The 16,337-nt window shown below is 35.3% G+C and carries 12 protein-coding genes; 5 read left to right on the top strand and 7 right to left on the bottom strand.

Going from position 1 to position 16,337, the window contains the following annotated elements; translation table 11 throughout:
- The 3 genes from ACXYSK_RS00710 to ACXYSK_RS00700 all read right to left on the bottom strand — a co-directional run bounded on the left by ACXYSK_RS00710 (position 1) and on the right by ACXYSK_RS00700 (position 6,945).
- Positions 1-642, bottom strand: coding sequence for a hypothetical protein (locus ACXYSK_RS00710; RefSeq protein ID WP_458624698.1), 642 nt, complete (start codon positions 640-642; stop codon positions 1-3).
- Positions 643-646: 4 nt separating this feature from the next.
- Positions 647-1,828 carry a hypothetical protein gene (locus ACXYSK_RS00705; RefSeq protein WP_458624697.1) on the bottom strand — a complete coding sequence of 394 codons (1,182 nt, stop codon included), beginning with the start codon at positions 1,826-1,828 and terminating at the stop codon, positions 647-649.
- A 101-nt stretch (positions 1,829-1,929) separates the two neighbouring features.
- The gene (locus ACXYSK_RS00700) at positions 1,930-6,945 is read right to left on the bottom strand and encodes an SEC10/PgrA surface exclusion domain-containing protein (RefSeq protein WP_458624696.1); all 5,016 of its coding nucleotides are present in this window, start codon (positions 6,943-6,945) and stop codon (positions 1,930-1,932) included.
- A 182-nt stretch (positions 6,946-7,127) separates the two neighbouring features.
- On the opposite strand from ACXYSK_RS00700, the gene ACXYSK_RS00695 reads away from it, so the two are divergent.
- The 5 genes from ACXYSK_RS00695 to ACXYSK_RS00675 all read left to right on the top strand — a co-directional run bounded on the left by ACXYSK_RS00695 (position 7,128) and on the right by ACXYSK_RS00675 (position 11,880).
- Positions 7,128-7,436, top strand: coding sequence for a helix-turn-helix domain-containing protein (locus ACXYSK_RS00695; protein WP_117744254.1), 309 nt, complete (start codon positions 7,128-7,130; stop codon positions 7,434-7,436).
- Positions 7,437-7,843: 407 nt separating this feature from the next.
- Positions 7,844-9,235, top strand: a complete 1,392-nt coding sequence (locus tag ACXYSK_RS00690) for a hypothetical protein (protein WP_458624695.1) — start codon at positions 7,844-7,846, stop codon at positions 9,233-9,235.
- Positions 9,236-9,494: 259 nt separating this feature from the next.
- Complete coding sequence (locus tag ACXYSK_RS00685) at positions 9,495-9,689, top strand: DUF3173 domain-containing protein (RefSeq protein WP_458624694.1); 195 nt, start codon at positions 9,495-9,497, stop codon at positions 9,687-9,689.
- Positions 9,689-10,927, top strand: a complete 1,239-nt coding sequence (locus ACXYSK_RS00680) for a tyrosine-type recombinase/integrase (RefSeq protein WP_458624693.1) — start codon at positions 9,689-9,691, stop codon at positions 10,925-10,927. Before ACXYSK_RS00685 ends, ACXYSK_RS00680 begins: the two co-directional genes overlap by 1 nt.
- A 317-nt stretch (positions 10,928-11,244) precedes the next feature.
- Positions 11,245-11,880, top strand: coding sequence for a CPBP family glutamic-type intramembrane protease (locus ACXYSK_RS00675; RefSeq protein ID WP_458624692.1), 636 nt, complete (start codon positions 11,245-11,247; stop codon positions 11,878-11,880).
- A gap of 501 nt (positions 11,881-12,381) precedes the next feature.
- On the opposite strand, the gene ACXYSK_RS00670 is transcribed toward ACXYSK_RS00675, so the two are convergent.
- The 4 genes from ACXYSK_RS00670 to ACXYSK_RS00655 all read right to left on the bottom strand — a co-directional run bounded on the left by ACXYSK_RS00670 (position 12,382) and on the right by ACXYSK_RS00655 (position 16,337).
- Positions 12,382-13,725, bottom strand: coding sequence for a DEAD/DEAH box helicase (locus tag ACXYSK_RS00670; protein WP_458624691.1), 1,344 nt, complete (start codon positions 13,723-13,725; stop codon positions 12,382-12,384).
- A 151-nt stretch (positions 13,726-13,876) separates the two neighbouring features.
- The gene (locus ACXYSK_RS00665; RefSeq protein ID WP_458624690.1) at positions 13,877-14,572 is read right to left on the bottom strand and encodes an alpha/beta hydrolase-fold protein; all 696 of its coding nucleotides are present in this window, start codon (positions 14,570-14,572) and stop codon (positions 13,877-13,879) included.
- A complete protein-coding gene (locus ACXYSK_RS00660) occupies positions 14,553-15,563 on the bottom strand; it encodes an ABC transporter substrate-binding protein (RefSeq protein WP_458624689.1) in 1,011 nt (336 codons plus the stop codon). Before ACXYSK_RS00660 ends, ACXYSK_RS00665 begins: the two co-directional genes overlap by 20 nt.
- An 18-nt stretch (positions 15,564-15,581) precedes the next feature.
- A complete protein-coding gene (locus ACXYSK_RS00655; RefSeq protein WP_458624688.1) occupies positions 15,582-16,337 on the bottom strand; it encodes an ABC transporter ATP-binding protein in 756 nt (251 codons plus the stop codon).

Here is a 16,337-nt window from a genome sequence, read left to right as displayed (position 1 = left end):
TTATTCGAAATCTCTCAATTGTTCTATAGAAATATCAATTTTATGTATTTCTTCAATTAGTTCTGCAAAAGGATCATCTAATCTAGTTTCTCTACTATTATAATATGCATTGCCCAATGCTAATAAGAGTTTTTCCCGTTTCTTATTCTCTGTATAAATCTGTGTATTTGCTTGTAACGATTTAGTTAATTCTTTGGTCTTTTTTCCAGCTATAGAACTAACTGTGAATAACTTTTCTGAAACATCTGATATAAAAGAATTCTTAGTGCTAGAATTATTAACTCTAGAACCACAAGAAACACAGTAATCGCTTGTTCTAAAATTCGGTTTACCACATTTGACACAAAAAATCTTATCTTCTTCTATTACTTTTTTATGTTCTTGCACATATTCCTCGTTGACAGTGATATTTTCAGAATTAGTTTTCTCTAAATCTTTTTTATCAAGATAAGTTTCAGATAACTTTATCTCACTATCAAGTGCATCTACTGATATGGAAGAAGATCCGACATTATTATACTCTATGTCTTTAATATTTTCTACATTAAACTCATTATTCTTCTTTGCTTCAATGAACTCTGCCGGGCTTGGCTTTCTATTGTATTTCTCTTCAAACTGATATAGCCATTCTTCTTTATTCATAACCTCACACCCCTGTATATCTTACATTATAATTCTCTTGCAAAATACTAATTCGCTTATCTTTATTCGGATAACCTAAAGAGCATATACTTTTAGCTATTGAATCATCAATCTCTGATAAAGTATCTAAATATAGACAATGAGCCTCACCAAGGCCTATAGAAGCCATATATTGATCCGAAAGAAGTACATCGCGTTTTACAATTGATTTCACAAACATGTAAAAGAAACTTGTTAAAGCTATTATTAATAGTATAGAACCATAAAATAGAATAGCTCCCTCTTTTGCTTCCGAGCTTCCTGTCCAAAATGAGTTTCTGCTGTCTCCATAATTTTTTCTAAAACCTCCGAATAGTGTTGTTATTACTAAAATTATGAAAACAAAAATTAAAATAATATTTGAGCCCACTACCACAGGTAATAGATTTGGAGCCATATTATGGATTCGATGAAGCTCAAACATTATTTTAGGTTCTAAAAAATAAGGATTCTCTATTAAACTATCAGTAACGATAATTTTGTTCATACCTATTGCATAAGCTCCCGGAACCTCATTATGAATGATACGAATTTCAATATCCTCTGGTAAGTTTAATCCCATCTGTCTCGCTTTTTTAATAATCTCGTTTATAGGTTGTTCAACTATTTCTTTATAGTCTGCTCGTTCTATTTTTTTTGCTCCGACTATCCAACAAATTAATGCTTGGCCCTTTTTAGATAATAGGAATATTAGAAAAGGTATACTTATTAAGGATATAGTAGTTTGTATCAACGTTATAGCACAGAAATAAATTAAAATGCCCCATCTCTGAGTATCAAAACAGTGTTTTAGATATCTAAATAAACTATTATTTTTAAATGTAGAGTATAAAACATTGTCATTTGTCTGTTTTGAAGCTTTTTTACAATTCATGCATCGTTCATCATTAACAGAATTCCTTGTTCCACATGAACTACAAAAAACAGAGTCACTACTGAACCCTTGCTCACCTTGTGCATCTTCAGCTTTTTGCAATATATCTTCATTATTTCTTGTTTGAGAGTCAAATTGTGTAGATTCAAAAGAATCATTTGCTTTTTCTAACTCTGTAATTTCTCCTGCCCGAATTCCAGCTTGAATCTCTTCTTCTGTTGGTACACGGCCATTAATTTCTGTAAATATTTCAATCCATTGCTCTTTATCCATCGTATACTCCTATTTTTATTATTAAATTAAAAGGCTGAAGTTTAAATACTATTTAATATTTATCTCCAGCCTTATTATCTGTTTATATTTTACTACTACATTTATTCACTTTTTCTACGTAATTTTGTTGTAAACAATCCCATAATCATGGTTCCTAAACCAATCAAGAATAAACTATTCTCTGAACCTGTATTTGGTAAAGTCGTATTGACACCATATTTAGGTTTGTTTCCAACATAGATATAAGCTGGATTACTTAGAGCAGTTCTAAGTTTATCTGTTACCAGTTTATGTTCTATATTTGATACCTTAGTATCATGTCTATGGTTCAATGATTCTTGAGGTTTATTATATGCCTTCTGATAAGCAAGTAGAACAGCCTCATACTGAGCTTTGGCATCCAATTGGTTTTGGAGGAGAGTATTTAGTTTAGCTTGTTCTGCTTCAAGTGTTTGAAGAGCTAGGCGGTGAGCCTCAAGAGCTTTTTCGTACTCATCTTTTGCGACTTCGTAGTTTTCAGAAGCATGGATGAGGCTATCAAGGAGAATTTCCATCTCTTTGATGCTGTCTTCGATTATAGCAATCTTCTCACGAACAGCTTCTTCTTGAGCTTTCAAGTCGTCTAGTTGAGCTTGAATAGTTGCTAGAACTTTTTCCTCTTCGGCTTGTTTTGCTTTGAGTCCTGCAAGAGCTTTTTCTTCTTGTGCAAGTTCAGCTTGTGCTTGTTCCAAAGCTTCTTGTTTAGTCTTCACATCAGCAGTTAGATTTTCAACTGCCAATTTAGCATCTGACAAGCGTTTTTCTGCAAGTTTTTCAGCTTCAAGAGCTTGGTCGTAAGCTTCTTGGGCATCAGGAGTTAAGTCCTTAGTTGCTTCTAGTGTCGCAATCACTTTACGAGTAGCTGTAAGTTCCTCATCGGCTTTCTTGTAAGTAGCCTCGGCAACTTTAAGGTCAGCTTGTGTAGCTTTCGCAAGAGTCTCAGCGTCTTTCAAAGTTTGAATCGCATCTGCCAAAGCTTTACGTTTTTCTTGCAATCCTGCATTTAGGTTCTTAACGGCTGTTTCCGCATTTTCCAAACGAGTTTGAGCAGCCTTGTACTCTACTGTTGCTTGGTTGAATTTAGCTTCTGCATCAGGTGTCAAGTCTTTAATCGCAAGGAGTGAAGCAAGAGCGTTTTGGATGTTTGAAAGCGTATTTGTTGCTTTAGCGTGTGCTTTTTCTGCGTTAGCTTTCTTAGTTTGAGCAGTAGTGTTAGCTTTTTCAGCATTTTTAAGTGCTTCGATAGCATCTGCCAAAGCTTGGCGTTTCACTGCAAGGTCAGCGTTGAGGTTGTTGACGGCTGTTTCCGCATTTTCCAAACGAGTTTTAGCTGTGTTGTAAGCTAGTTCTGCTTGGTCAAATGTAGCTTGAGCATCAGGTGTCAACTCTTTAATCGCATTTGCTTTATAAAGAGCGTCTTTTGCGGCATCAAGTGCGTTAGAAGCATTGTTCTTAACAGAAGTTGCTTCTTTGAGAGTAGCTTGTGCATCCTTGTCAGTTTGTTCTGCTTGGCGCAATTCTGACTTAGCTGTGTCGAGAGCTTCACTATTTGCCTTGATTTCGTTATTAAGGTCAGTCAAGGCTTTTTCAGCTCTTGTAAGTCGTTTTTCAGCAGTTTGATGTTCTGCTTGTGCAGTATCAAATTTAGCTTGAGCATCAGGAGTCAAGTCCTTGATTGCTTTTGTGCGTTTGATAGCGTCTTTAATGCTGTTTAGCTTATTAACCGCATTGTCGTGTGCAGTCGTTGCTTTTTCAAGACTTTCTTGTGCAACTTTATTTGCGACTTTTGCTTTAGACAAAGCTTTTTCTGTCTCTTTGTGAGTAGCACGTTTATCTCGAATCTCTTTTGTGAGATTTGCATAAGCAGTGCTTGCGTTTGTATTACGCAATTCAGCTTGGCTTAATTCTGATTTAGCAGTATTAAGAACACGCTCTGCATTAGGTGTCAAGTCTTGCGTGTTAAGCAAGGTGTTAAGACGGTTTGTAGTAGTTGTAAGTTCAGATTTTGCAGTTTCGTCTGCACGTTTAGCAGAAGCCAAACGATTTTGAGCGTTGTTGTGAGTCGCAATGGCAGAAACTTTAGTCTTCTTAGCTTGAGCCAAGTCTTGTTCCATCTTACTGGTGTCAAATGGAGTTGGAAGCGGTTTAGCGATACCATTATCAAAGTATTCATCCACATAAGTTTCTGTGCGTTCTCCAGTTTGTGGGTTGCGTGAGATAATAGTACGAGCATTTGTTCCTGCAAAGCGAACGAAGTGCATACGCCCAACATTATTTGCAGTATAACTGATGTTGCCTCCAACCGCATTTGGAGTACCTGGTTTGACGCGTCCCACCATTCCTTTCATGTGACCGAAATTCGCATGGATGTCATTGGTCATAAAGGCAATAACTGAGTCATAAACTTCACGATAAAGTTGAGACATGGTAGCTTTATGAGTTTTCTCAGTGTCAATGGCTTTTTCTAAAGGTGAAGTGCTACTTAATGTATTTGTGTAGTTCATAACTTCGCCATTGAAACGAACCCCATCTACTCCGTGATTATTGAGCGCTGTGTCACTATGCCCACTGTTATACGGCTTGTTTTCTTTTGCGTAATTTTGGGCAATTTTTTTAATTCCTTGAATAGACTCTTTTGTAACCACAAAATTATGTGTCCCCCAAACTTGGTCTTGGAGGTTATTTGCCAAAAGAACGTAGTAATGACTCAAAGCTTTAATTTGTTCGTCAGTTGGGTTATCAAGATTTACAACTGTGTCATCAATTGGCAAAACGATATTTTTATTCGCCCAACCTTTAAAGACAGTTGTTTGTAAGCTATCAGACCATTCGAATTGACGAGTGCCAAAATCATACTTGCCACCCTTGTACCATGCTTGAATAGCGTTGTTCAAAGCGTGTTTATTTGCTTCACTAGCATCATTCAAGTAAGTCTTATAAGCCGCAATGACATTTTGTGGCAATTGAGGAATAGTCAAGTTCTTGATGGCAGAGATTTGTTTTTCAAGCGTATCAACAGCTTTTTCTGCTTCTTTCTTCGCATTTTCAGCGTTTTCAGCGGCAGTTGTTGCATCAGACAATTCTTGAGCAGTTTTACGCTTAGTATCTTCTTGTTGACCTTTAAGAGTTCGCAACTCTTGGATGTCAGAGCGTTTTTGAGCATCTGTTCTTTTCGCATCTTCTAACTTGCGTTCAGCATCCTCTTTTTTAGATTGCTTAGTTGCTAAGTCAGCTTTAGCATTGTCACGCTCTTCTGTAACACCTGGCAAACGGTTCTCAGATGAAGCAAGACTATCTTTTGCATTTTTTTCATCTGCGGTAGTTTCTTGAAGTTTAGCGGAAGCAAGGTTTGCGCCACCTTGAGCTTTTGTTTCAGCTCTTTTAGTTTTAGCTTCTTCATCTTCAGCTTGAGTTTTAGCTTCATCCAACAAACGAAGTTGTTCAGCTTTTTCAGCATCTTTGCCTTTTGCATACTCCAAGTTCGCAGTAGCATTTGTAAGAGTATTTTCTTTGGTTGTTAAGTCAGACTTGGCATCGTTACGCTCTTTTGTAACCCCAGCCACTTTTCCTTTAGAAGCATTTAGAGTTTCTTGAGCTGTCTTTTCAGCCTTTTTCTTATTCTTCAAGTCATCAGAAGCTTGGTTTGCGGCAGTTTGAGCATCAAGCAAATCGCCTTCTGCTTGTTCAAAGGTAGCATTAGCTTGGTTCAAAGCAGTTGTTGCCCCAGCAATTTTTTCTGCACGTTTAGCATCTGCACCTTTAGCATTGTCCAAGTTTGTAGTTGCATCTTCAAATTCTGACTTTTTAGTTGCCAAATCAGACTCGGCATCATTACGCTCATCAAGGATGGCTTTTGTACCAGTTCCGTCAAGAACAGTTTGAGCATTATTCTTGTTTTGTTGGGCAACATCAAGTTTAGAAGAAGTTTCATTTGCTTCATCAGTCGCATCTTGAAGTGTCTTAGCGGTAGAAGCACTTGTACGTTCAGCATCTTCCTCGGATTTTTTTAACCCAGCAATATCCTCTGCCTTTTTAGCATCAGTCTTCTTAGCATCATCTAAAGTTTTAGTAGCGTCTTGAAGAGTTGCTTCTTTAGTAGCTAAATCAGCTTTTGCATTTTTACGCTCATCTAGGATAGCAGTTGTCCCTGTTCCATCAAGAACAGCTTGGGCGTTATCCTTGTTTTGTTGAGCAACATTGCGTTTAGCAGTAGCTTCGTTGTTAGCTTTAGTTGCATTTGAAAGAGCATCAGTCGCTTGGTCAAAAGTATTCTTTTGTTTTGCTTCAAGCTCTTTTGCATCATCTAAATTACGAGCTTTTGCGGCATCCGCATCTTGTGCTTGAGTCAGAGCCTTTTTAGCCCCTTTAACAATGGCTTGTTTCGCTTCTAAGTCTTTCTTGGCATCTTTTTCTTCTTTGATGACTTTATCAGCACCAGTTCCATTTAGGACATCTTGAGCGTTTTGAACTTTCTTTTCTGCTCCAGCAACTTTTTCAGCTTGCTTATTTGTAGCTTCCGTAGCATCCTTAACAACAGTTTCTTGTGCATCTTTCTTTTTTTGCACTTGATTTTGTTGTTCTTTCAAAGAATCAATCTTTTGAGTTTGATTAGTCACTTCTTTCTTAGAAGCGTCAATCGCATTTGTTGTCCCTTCGATTGCTTCAGGAGTTGCAGCCTTTTTCTTTTGTTCAGCTTGTTCAAGAGCTTGTTTAGCAGAGTTTTCTGCCCCTGAAGTTGTAGCTTCTTGTTCTTTAGCCTTTTCAACAACAGGAGTCTGAGTTTCAACCGCTTGGTCAGCTTGGTCTTTAATTTCTTTTGCTTGTCCAACAACTTCTTGAGTTGGAGTCTTAGTTACAAGAGCTGTTCCGTTTGAAACCTCAACACCCTCGACTTGAGTGATAGAAGTTGTAGGCGAAGTTTGTACATGTTTTTCTTCAGCTACTGAATTGTCCGTTGTTTTTACATCAACTTGTTCATCTGCTTGTACAGATAGTGTTGAAAAACTTGTTAAAGCAACTCCTGCCGCTAGAGCAAGGGTTATTTTTTTCTTATTATTTTTACTTTTTCTTGATTTCATTTTTACCCACATAAAATTTGAAGCGTATCTGCCCCAAATCCAAGCCCTTCTTATAATATTACAAACGCTCTCATTATACCATTTTTATTTACTATTGTAAATGAAAACGTATATTTTGAATACTATTGTTTATATAAATATCAACAAAAAATATATACAATAATTAAAAGGAGAATTTGTAAATGAAGATTGGAGAATTGGTCAGGGAATATCGACTAAGTAAAGAGCTAACACAGCAAGAGCTTGCCGAAAAAAGTGATCTTAGCTTGCCTTTTATTAATTTAATTGAAAACAATAGAAGAAACTTATCTGTCGATACTCTACTAAAAATTTTATCTGCTATGGATATAGATCCTTCTGATTTTTTTAGACCACTTTCTGAAACTTCAGATGATAATCTTCAACTTTTAATCGAAAAAATTCAACTAAATAAAAATCGTACTGAAATTATTGATCTTTTTCTCAACATCCTAAATTTAAATGAAAAATAAAAAAATTTTTTTAAAAATAAATAAAGTAGATAAAAACTTACTTTTTCCTTCAAAACCTTGTCACATCAATAAAATATCGTACTGAAAGTATTGATTTCTTTCTTAACATTCTTGTTCTAAACTAAAAAAATTAAATTAGGTAAGAGCCTACTTTTTTTCTTCAAAACCTTGTTACGACGCGTTTTTTAAGCACTCATAATTGAGTGTTTTTTTTGTTTTTAAAAAAAAAATTCCATTTTTTTTTTTTACAAGCGTTTTTGGAAAGATTTATGGCATACTTCTAATACAAGAAATAGGAGGTAAATAAATGGAAACTTAAAAAAATTAACTAATCTTTAGAAAAAGATGTTGAACTTAGTTCAAATAACATACTTTATCAAAATACCATATGAAAGGAACTTAATAGAATGGCTGGAAGAAAATTAACACCGGAAGAAAAACAAAGGCGTTTAGAAGAAAAAATCAATAATGAAAATAGTATATTAGAGGTTTTCTCATCAAAGTCTTGTTTTGCTGGAATAGATAAATGTAAAGTATCCCTACAGGGTTTCTCTGTAAAGGGTATAGAAATGAAGAGTTTAATGAATTATAGTGCTTGTAATCTAAAAACCACTATAGATGGAAAGTTACTTAATTTAGAAATTAAATCAGAATTTTTCGGGAAAATCACTATTTCTTTTGATACATCAGATTATAAAACACCCTATTGTTACATTGAATTAATTCATGGAGGATTAAATTTCGAGACGGTTGGTATTAAGGAGATTAAAAATAGATTAGCATATGCAATCGATTTTATTAAAGAAATTTACGGTATTACCATTACATACTCGACTGCTCTTTTTCTCGAAATTGAGCTCGCTTATACTATTGCCTTTGATAAAACTCCAAACCTACAGCTCAGAAGTTTTCTACACAAATGTCTTTCATCAGGATACCCTCCAAATTTTGGAAATGAGAAAAGTAAAAAGAACAACTATGACTATCCAATTTTGAGTTCTAAGATTAGTAATGAAGAATTAACTGTTACTTACGATAAAATTGAAAAAGCAAAAAGAAAAAGACAAATCAGAAGAAAAGGTTCAAAACTAGATAATATTAATGTCCAAAGATTTGAACTAGTATTAAAGAAAAAAAAAATAGAAAAATTTTTGGGAACCAATTCCTTAGATTTACTGAATGATGCACAATTGATAGAATATCTGGAATCAAAACTTCATTCGACAATAAATGTGTATATAAAGTTAATTGAAGAATCAAGTACAAAAACTAAAAAAGTGATTAAAGATGTATATAACAAATACGGTTCTAAAAATTATATTAAAGAACTATTAAATCAAGTAAATAATCATTCTCTTAGATTTTTGTCTCCTTTGGTCTTAGACGAAGAAATTATAGCATTGACGAATATTTCTCCTTTCAAAAATAAAGGTAGAACCAAAAGAACAATAATAGACTCCTTCCAAAATAGTGAAAAAAAATATTCTGAAAAAAACGAGACTGGATTAATGATTACTTGGCACGTTCGAGATATATTTAAACTACTTTATGAATCACTAGAAGTTGCTAGAGAAAAAGGGTTAGGATGTCATAAAGATACTACATCAACTCATACATATAAACACGTTTTAAAAGATTATTCATTAGATTATAGAAATAACATTTTCGATGAAATTATAAAAACTAATACTAGAAATCAAAAAAATAAAATTAGAAATCATGTTTTAAAAGAATTCCCTGATAAATATTTAGATATCAATAAAAATAATAAAATGAATAAAAAGAATAAAAAAAAATAAAGTAAATTAAATAATAACTTTTTTATATTTATGGCTGTAAACCTTGATATAACAACAAACATATATTTATATGTAAACAGTTTGAGTTTATTATTTGAGAAAGGAAATAGATATGTGTAAATTTTTTAGAACAAAAAAAGAGCTTGTTTCCAAACTTTGGTCGGTGTCAGAAACAAACTCAAAATATACTAGTAATAATATCTATTACCTATTTCTATTATCGCAATAAAATTTAGAAATTTCAAGAGGATTATTAATTATGAAACAAACAATGAACAAAGAAGATTTAATTAAAATGGGTTACAATCCCTATACTGCCGTTACAATTATTAGACAAGCTAAGCAAATTATGGTACAAAAGGGATATGCCTTTTATAATAATCGACGTTTAGGGCATGTCCCTATCGTTGCTGTTGAAGAAATTCTTGGTATTTCACTTAACAAGGAGGAATAATGCCACAAAATCAACAGAAAACTAAATTTCCTGGAGTCTATACTGACAAAAACGGAAAATTTTTTATTCAAACCGAATTTGGTATAGATAGAGTAACCGGGAAACGTGTACGAAAGAAATCAAGGAAAGATCAACACGGAAATCCATTTAATTCAGCTTCAGAAGCATATAAGGAATTAACTCGACTGAAACATGAATATCATCAATCTCAAGGTTATTCTAACTACCAGATGAAATATCGGCAATTTATGGAGGAACATTACATTCCTTATTATAGAACAACAGTTGAGCACAGCACATTTTTAGTTCGAGAGAAAAACCTTTTACAGCTTTGTGATCGTTTTGGTGACATTACACTTCGTTCGATTACCCTCGAACAAGTCCAGAAGTTTCGAACATGGTTACTGACTAGTCAAGATGAGGATGGTGCCGGATATTCACAAGGATATGCTAGCCTCATCTTTGGCATGTTTAGGAAATCATTGGACTATGCTTTGCAAATGGGATATGTGGAAAAAAACATTTCTAAGCAATCTAATGCAATTCCTAAAGGGAAAAGTAATGTCCCATATTGGACTAAGAGCGAATTTGAAGCTGTTATTTCGCAAATTTACATTGAAGATGTATATGAACATTTAAACTTCGTGATGATTTGGGTATATTTCATGACTGGCGTACGTGTAAATGAAGGTTGTGCTCTTCAATGGAATGATGTTGACTTTGATAAGCAACGCTTACGAGTTCATCATATGCTTATTGTTAAAAACAAAAAAGAATGGACTCGTAATTCCCATTCGAAAACTAAAGACGGCAAAAGGATGATTAGTTTAGATAAAGATACAATTGATGTGTTAAAAAAATGGCGTGAAGCTCAAAAAAAGATTGGACTAGGACACGAGAACGATCTTATCTTTTCATACGATGGCTTGCCTATGCTGAAATCTACAATTTCAAGGATTATTAAAAGATACGCCAAGATTGCTCACGTAAAACCTATCCAAGCGAAGGGATTTAGGCATAGCCACGCCTCACTTCTAATTAATGAATTAAATGCTTCTGTACTTATTCTATCAAAACGTTTAGGACACTCTTCTCCTGAAATCACCTTGAAACACTACTCGCATCTATGGGATGGCGCTGATGAAGTTATCACTAATGAAATGGTAGGAATTATTAATGTTTCTTTCCCATCTTCTAGCTTAGTAAATTTCAATGGGAACCAATCAATTTCAAAATAACATTCCCACCAAAAACCCCACCAAAGAATTACTAACTCCTTAAAAAGCCTATTATATAGCAATTCTCAAGGAGTCTGCAACCGTTGAGTGGGAATAGAGTAACAAATATGTTTCTGTTATAAAACTGTTGAAAATATAGCGTTTCAGCGTTTTGCGGGAGCAAAATACTCCTAAGTGATACTGTTTTGATACTAAAAATGAGAAAAAGCAGGTCTAAAAGGGAGTTGTTGAATTTAGATAAATTGTTTAGAAAGCCTTCCATCATTTTGGTGGGAGGCTTTTGTGGAAATAGTGAATGGTAAATTGGTGTAAAGCGTATGGACAATAAATATATCAAATTAAATATCTTTCCAATTATTGTTGAGGTACTGTTTGTATTAGCATGTTTGCTATTTCAGGGATATTATATATACATCAATTTTCTGTTTTATGTAGTATTAGCAATTTATTTCCGGTTAAGAAAAGATTTTTCCATTCAAGAATGGTTGAATGCCATTAAGGGAGGAAATGCTTTTTGGAAGCATGTTATGTTGACGATATTGTTCTTTTGTCTTGCTTTCGTATTTACAAATATCTTAGAAAATATGTTCCCATATCTTAATACGGGAATGACAAATTTAAAAGCGGATAATTGGTTGAAGCTTGTTCTGTTTATAAGCTCTACAATGGTCTTCCCCCCAATAGTAGAAGAAGTATTTTATAGAAAAAACCTTATATCCTTTAAAAATGGAAAATTTTTAATTTTAACAACATTATGTAGTATGTTTTCATATGCTTTAGAACATACATTTACAATTTGGGGAATCTTCTTATGTATGATATGGGCTTTGCCATTAAGCATTTCTTACATTAAAACTAAAAACATGTATGTTGTAATGACAGCACATTTTATATGTAATTTTGTTATAAACGGGATTGCTGTTGTGAAAATATGTAATTATCTGTTGACTTGATTATCTGCACAAAAATAATATTGAAATTGTTAAAGCACATAACTTTAAGACCTAAAAATCTTTTAGCTATGTGCTTTTTCTGTGCTTATTTTATATCCGGTGGAACTTTTGCTCCGATACTGCTCTTATAGAATTTTACATTGCTTTCTTCAAAAGGAATGTAATCTTTTTTCAGACTGTCAGGGTAGTTAGCTTTCCTATTCGCCCTGTTACCTTACACGGATTTTGCCTTAATCCGTAATATTAAACTGCATGATTGAACATACAGCTTTTCTTTAACAGATTTAATATTTTTTAAAAATCTGTTTTTTTTAGAATAACATAAATTAAGAATGTTTTCAAATATTTTCTGGAATCAAAATTTTGATTAAAAATCCTATATCATCAGTCTCTATGACATTTTTTTTTGCTATTCAAATTAATTAGCGATTCTTACTTATACTATCTTAGGCTTTAAGAGTCAAAAAAACAGTAAAACCACTTGGTTCTACTGTCTCAATTCTAAAATGTTTGACGCTTGGCTTTACGTTCTGCACGTCCACGGGCACGATTTTCAGCACGCTTGGTTTTACGGCGTTTTTCATCGACAGCCCATTGAATTTTCTTCTTATAGCCTGGTTTGACTTTTTTCTTTTTCTTTTTAACCAGCCCAATCATTTCAATGTCCAGTTTTTCCTGTTTCTTCTCACGATTGGCACGACGATCGCGGTCATAGGTATCTTGGAATTCTCCGTCTTTAACAACCTTAGGTACAAACTTAATTCCTAATTTCTCTAACTCACGAATATCAGTGTCATCACTAGGCTGGTAAAGGGTAATAGCTGTACCTGGCAGACCATTACGTCCAGTTCGTCCGACACGGTGAACAAAGAAGGACAAGTCCTGTGGAATAGCATCATTGATAACATGGCTGACACCTTCAATATCAATCCCACGCGCAGCTAGGTCAGTCGCAACGATGTACTCAAAATCAAGATTTTTCACCTGATTCATGATCCGTTTGCGTTCACGAGGAGCAATATCTCCATGAATCTTAGCTACCTTTAGACCTTGCGCAGTTAAGTAAGAATGTAATTCATCTGCACGTGTTTTTGTATTGACAAAAATCATAGCAAGATAAGGTTGCATCAATTGAGTCAATTCATAAATCTGAGCATTCTTGTCACGCCCCTTGGTCGAAATCAACCAGTTATCAATGGTATCAGAGATAACGGTTTTGGTCTTGATTTTCTCCATGACAGGATTTGACAAATATTTCTTCAAGAATGGTTGCAGTTTTTGTGGGATAGTCGCTGAAAAGACCATAAACTGCAAGTCCTTAGGAAGACTTCCTGCAATCTTATCAACTGTCTCCAAAAATCCCATATCCAAGGTCATATCTGCTTCATCGACAACAAAAATCTTAGCCTTGTGGATAGCCAAATCACCTGATTTTACCAAATCATAGATACGACCTGGAGTTCCGATAACGATATGGGGCTGATTGCTGGCAAGTTTTTCAATCTGACGCGCCTTGTCTGTTCCACCAACATAGTTGGCAACACGAATTTCTACTTCAGAATGTTCCGCAATCTGGCGAGCTGCCTGGTAAATCTGAGTCGCCAACTCACGACTAGGAGCTGTGATAACGGCTTGTACACTATCACTTTCTTCATCTAGCTGTTGGAAAATCGGCAACAAGAAGGTATGGGTCTTTCCTGAACCTGTTTTTGATTCACCGACCAAGTCACGACCTGCCAAGACAATAGGAATCAACTTTTCTTGCACTTCGGTAGGCGCCGTAAACTTCAACTCTTCCAAAGCTTTTTCTATATATTTCTTAAATTTAAATTGTGTAAATGACATAATTTCCTCGATTCTATCTATCTTCTCATTATACCATAATTTAGTTTATTACAGGGGATGGATTTCCGTCAAGGGTAATCGCTTGAAAATTCCAAGGACAAGCATACAAGAGAAACACTCCTAGTTGCGATGAACAAGGAGTGTTATAAGATCACTTGAGAACCCACTGCTCTCTTAGCCAATCACAAAACTGATGATAGCGTTCGTTAAGAGCTTCATGATGCCCATAAGCATCAAATGTAGAATATGTTGTGGGAACTGCTTCTGAAATCAGGTTATGTAGTTCCCTTGCAAACATCGGAGCCTTAGACAGGCGATTGGAATGATTGGCACCTTCTATCTGACCATTTTGCAGATAAATAAGACTTTGACTCTGTATCAGGTCATGTTCCCTACAAAATTCTGTAAAGTCTGGATACCAGAAAGAACCACAGACAGAAAAGATACAGGTCACAGGAAGATAACTACTATAGAGACTATAGATAGCAGCTAGACCACCCAGTGAATAACCACCATAAGCAATCTTGTTTTCATCTATCAAGTAGTCTTTTTTTAGACTTGTTAGAATTCCTTGAAAGAGCTTCTCATGATAGGCTTCTACCTTCCCACCAAAATCCGGAGCCCCTTCTTTTAAAGCACTAGCTTTCCAAGGTGTAAAGTCGTCCAGACGATTTTCTGGAATTAAACCTACTAAAATTACAGATTGGGACAGGTCTGACAAATAGTCCAGTTCCCCATCATTTAAAAGCACAACTGGATAGGCTTGTTGAGGTTCATAGTTTGAAGGAAGACTGACCCTAACCTGAATCCCTTCCCAGTTAAACTCCTTATTTCTTGATGAAGTCATTGATTTTTTCAAGTGAATCAATCACTGCAGGACCGTAGTCCATCAACTCATCGTAAGAGATGGTCATGATTTTTTGATTCTTGATTGCTGGGACATTTTCCAAAACAGTATTTGCCTTCATCAAATCCACTGCTTTTTCATCCAATTTTTTGTTGCGATCGCTAGTTACATAGATAATCAACTCTGGATCCATTGATACTAGATTTTCCAAGGTCAAGCCAGATGTTCCTGTTGCAACATTGGTATAACCAAGTTGGTTAAGCAAGCTTTCTTGAAGGGCTGACTTGTAGGCACCAAAGGTTTCGTCATTGTAGGCAACCATAATTAAAGCTTTTTTCTTTTCACCCTGTGTTTCTGGGTTGGCTTTTTTAACCGCATCGATTTTAGCTTGCAATTGCTCTGCGTATTGGTTGGCCTTGTCTTGAACATTGAAAATAGTACCAAGATTTTTCACGTCTTCTACGATATTTCCCAAATCCTGTTGAACATTTGAAAGTGAGGCTTTTTGCGTATAAACAGGGATTTTATTTTCATTCCAAGCACTAATCGTTCCCATTGACTTTTCAGAGAACATCATGTTGCGCCCCATCAAGGCATCAGGTTCATAAGAAAGAACCGTTTCTTGTGAGACTGATTTCTTATCCCCAATATGAGGGATAGCTTCAATGGCATCCTTGTATTTACCAGTTACGGCATTATCAGGATTGAGCATGCCGGCAATTTTATCTTTCAAACCAAGTTCAAGTAGAATTTCAGTTGTTGAAAGGTTGTTGGTGATGACCTTTTCAGGAGCCTTTTCAAAGACTTGCTCGACTTCGTTTCCTTTGGCATCGTATGTTTTGATGGTTACAGGATAGCTTGTTTCTGTAGTAGTTTTTTGACTAGCTTCTGTTGTAGCTGGTGCAGTTGCTGTTTCTTTAGATGTGTTGCTACAAGCTGCCAAAGTTAAGGTAGCTACTGTTACGAGCAAAATACTGAGTGATTTTTTCATGTTAATTTCCTTTAAATCTTATAAATAGTGAATCATGGCTTGCTGATCTTCTGTCCAAGTAACCTTACTTTGGACACCATAGACAACCTGCAAAGACTCAGGAGTGATGGTCTCTTTTGGTGTACCTTGGTAAACTATCTCCCCCTCTTTCATCAGATAGAGATAGTCTGAATAGCGACAAGCTAGCTGAATATCATGCAAGACGGCTAACACATTGATCTGGAGATTTTTAACAATGGTCAACAAGTCCAGCTGGTATTTGATATCCAGATGATTGGTCGGTTCGTCTAAGATCAAGAGTGAAGGTTCTTGAGCTAAGGCGCGTGCTAACAAAACCCGCTGCTTCTCTCCACCCGAAAGTGAAGAGTAAAGTCGATTTCTCTTTTCAAACATATCTACTTTGACCAGAGCATCCTCAACCAGGGCAAAGTCTTTTTCTTTTTCCTTTTGTAAGAAAGAGAGATGGGGTGTTCTGCCCAGCATAACGATTTCTTCAACCGTACAATCAAATTGGAGTTGATTGAACTGGGTGATGACTGCCATCTGTTTTGCCGTTTCCTTAACGCTCATTTGTTCCAAGGGTTTCCCATCAAGGGAAATCAGGCCCTGATCAGGCTTTTCCTGTCGATAGAGGAGTTTCAACAAACTAGTCTTCCCACTTCCATTGGGTCCCAAAATCGTATGAAATTGGTTGCCCTCCAGTTTGAGTGAGACTCCTTTGAGAATCTTTTTTTCTCCGATTCCAAAGTGAATATCCTGACACATTAAGTCCAT

Source organism: Streptococcus sp. V919, assembly GCF_054353475.1.
This window is presented reverse-complemented; position numbering and strand designations above follow the sequence as displayed.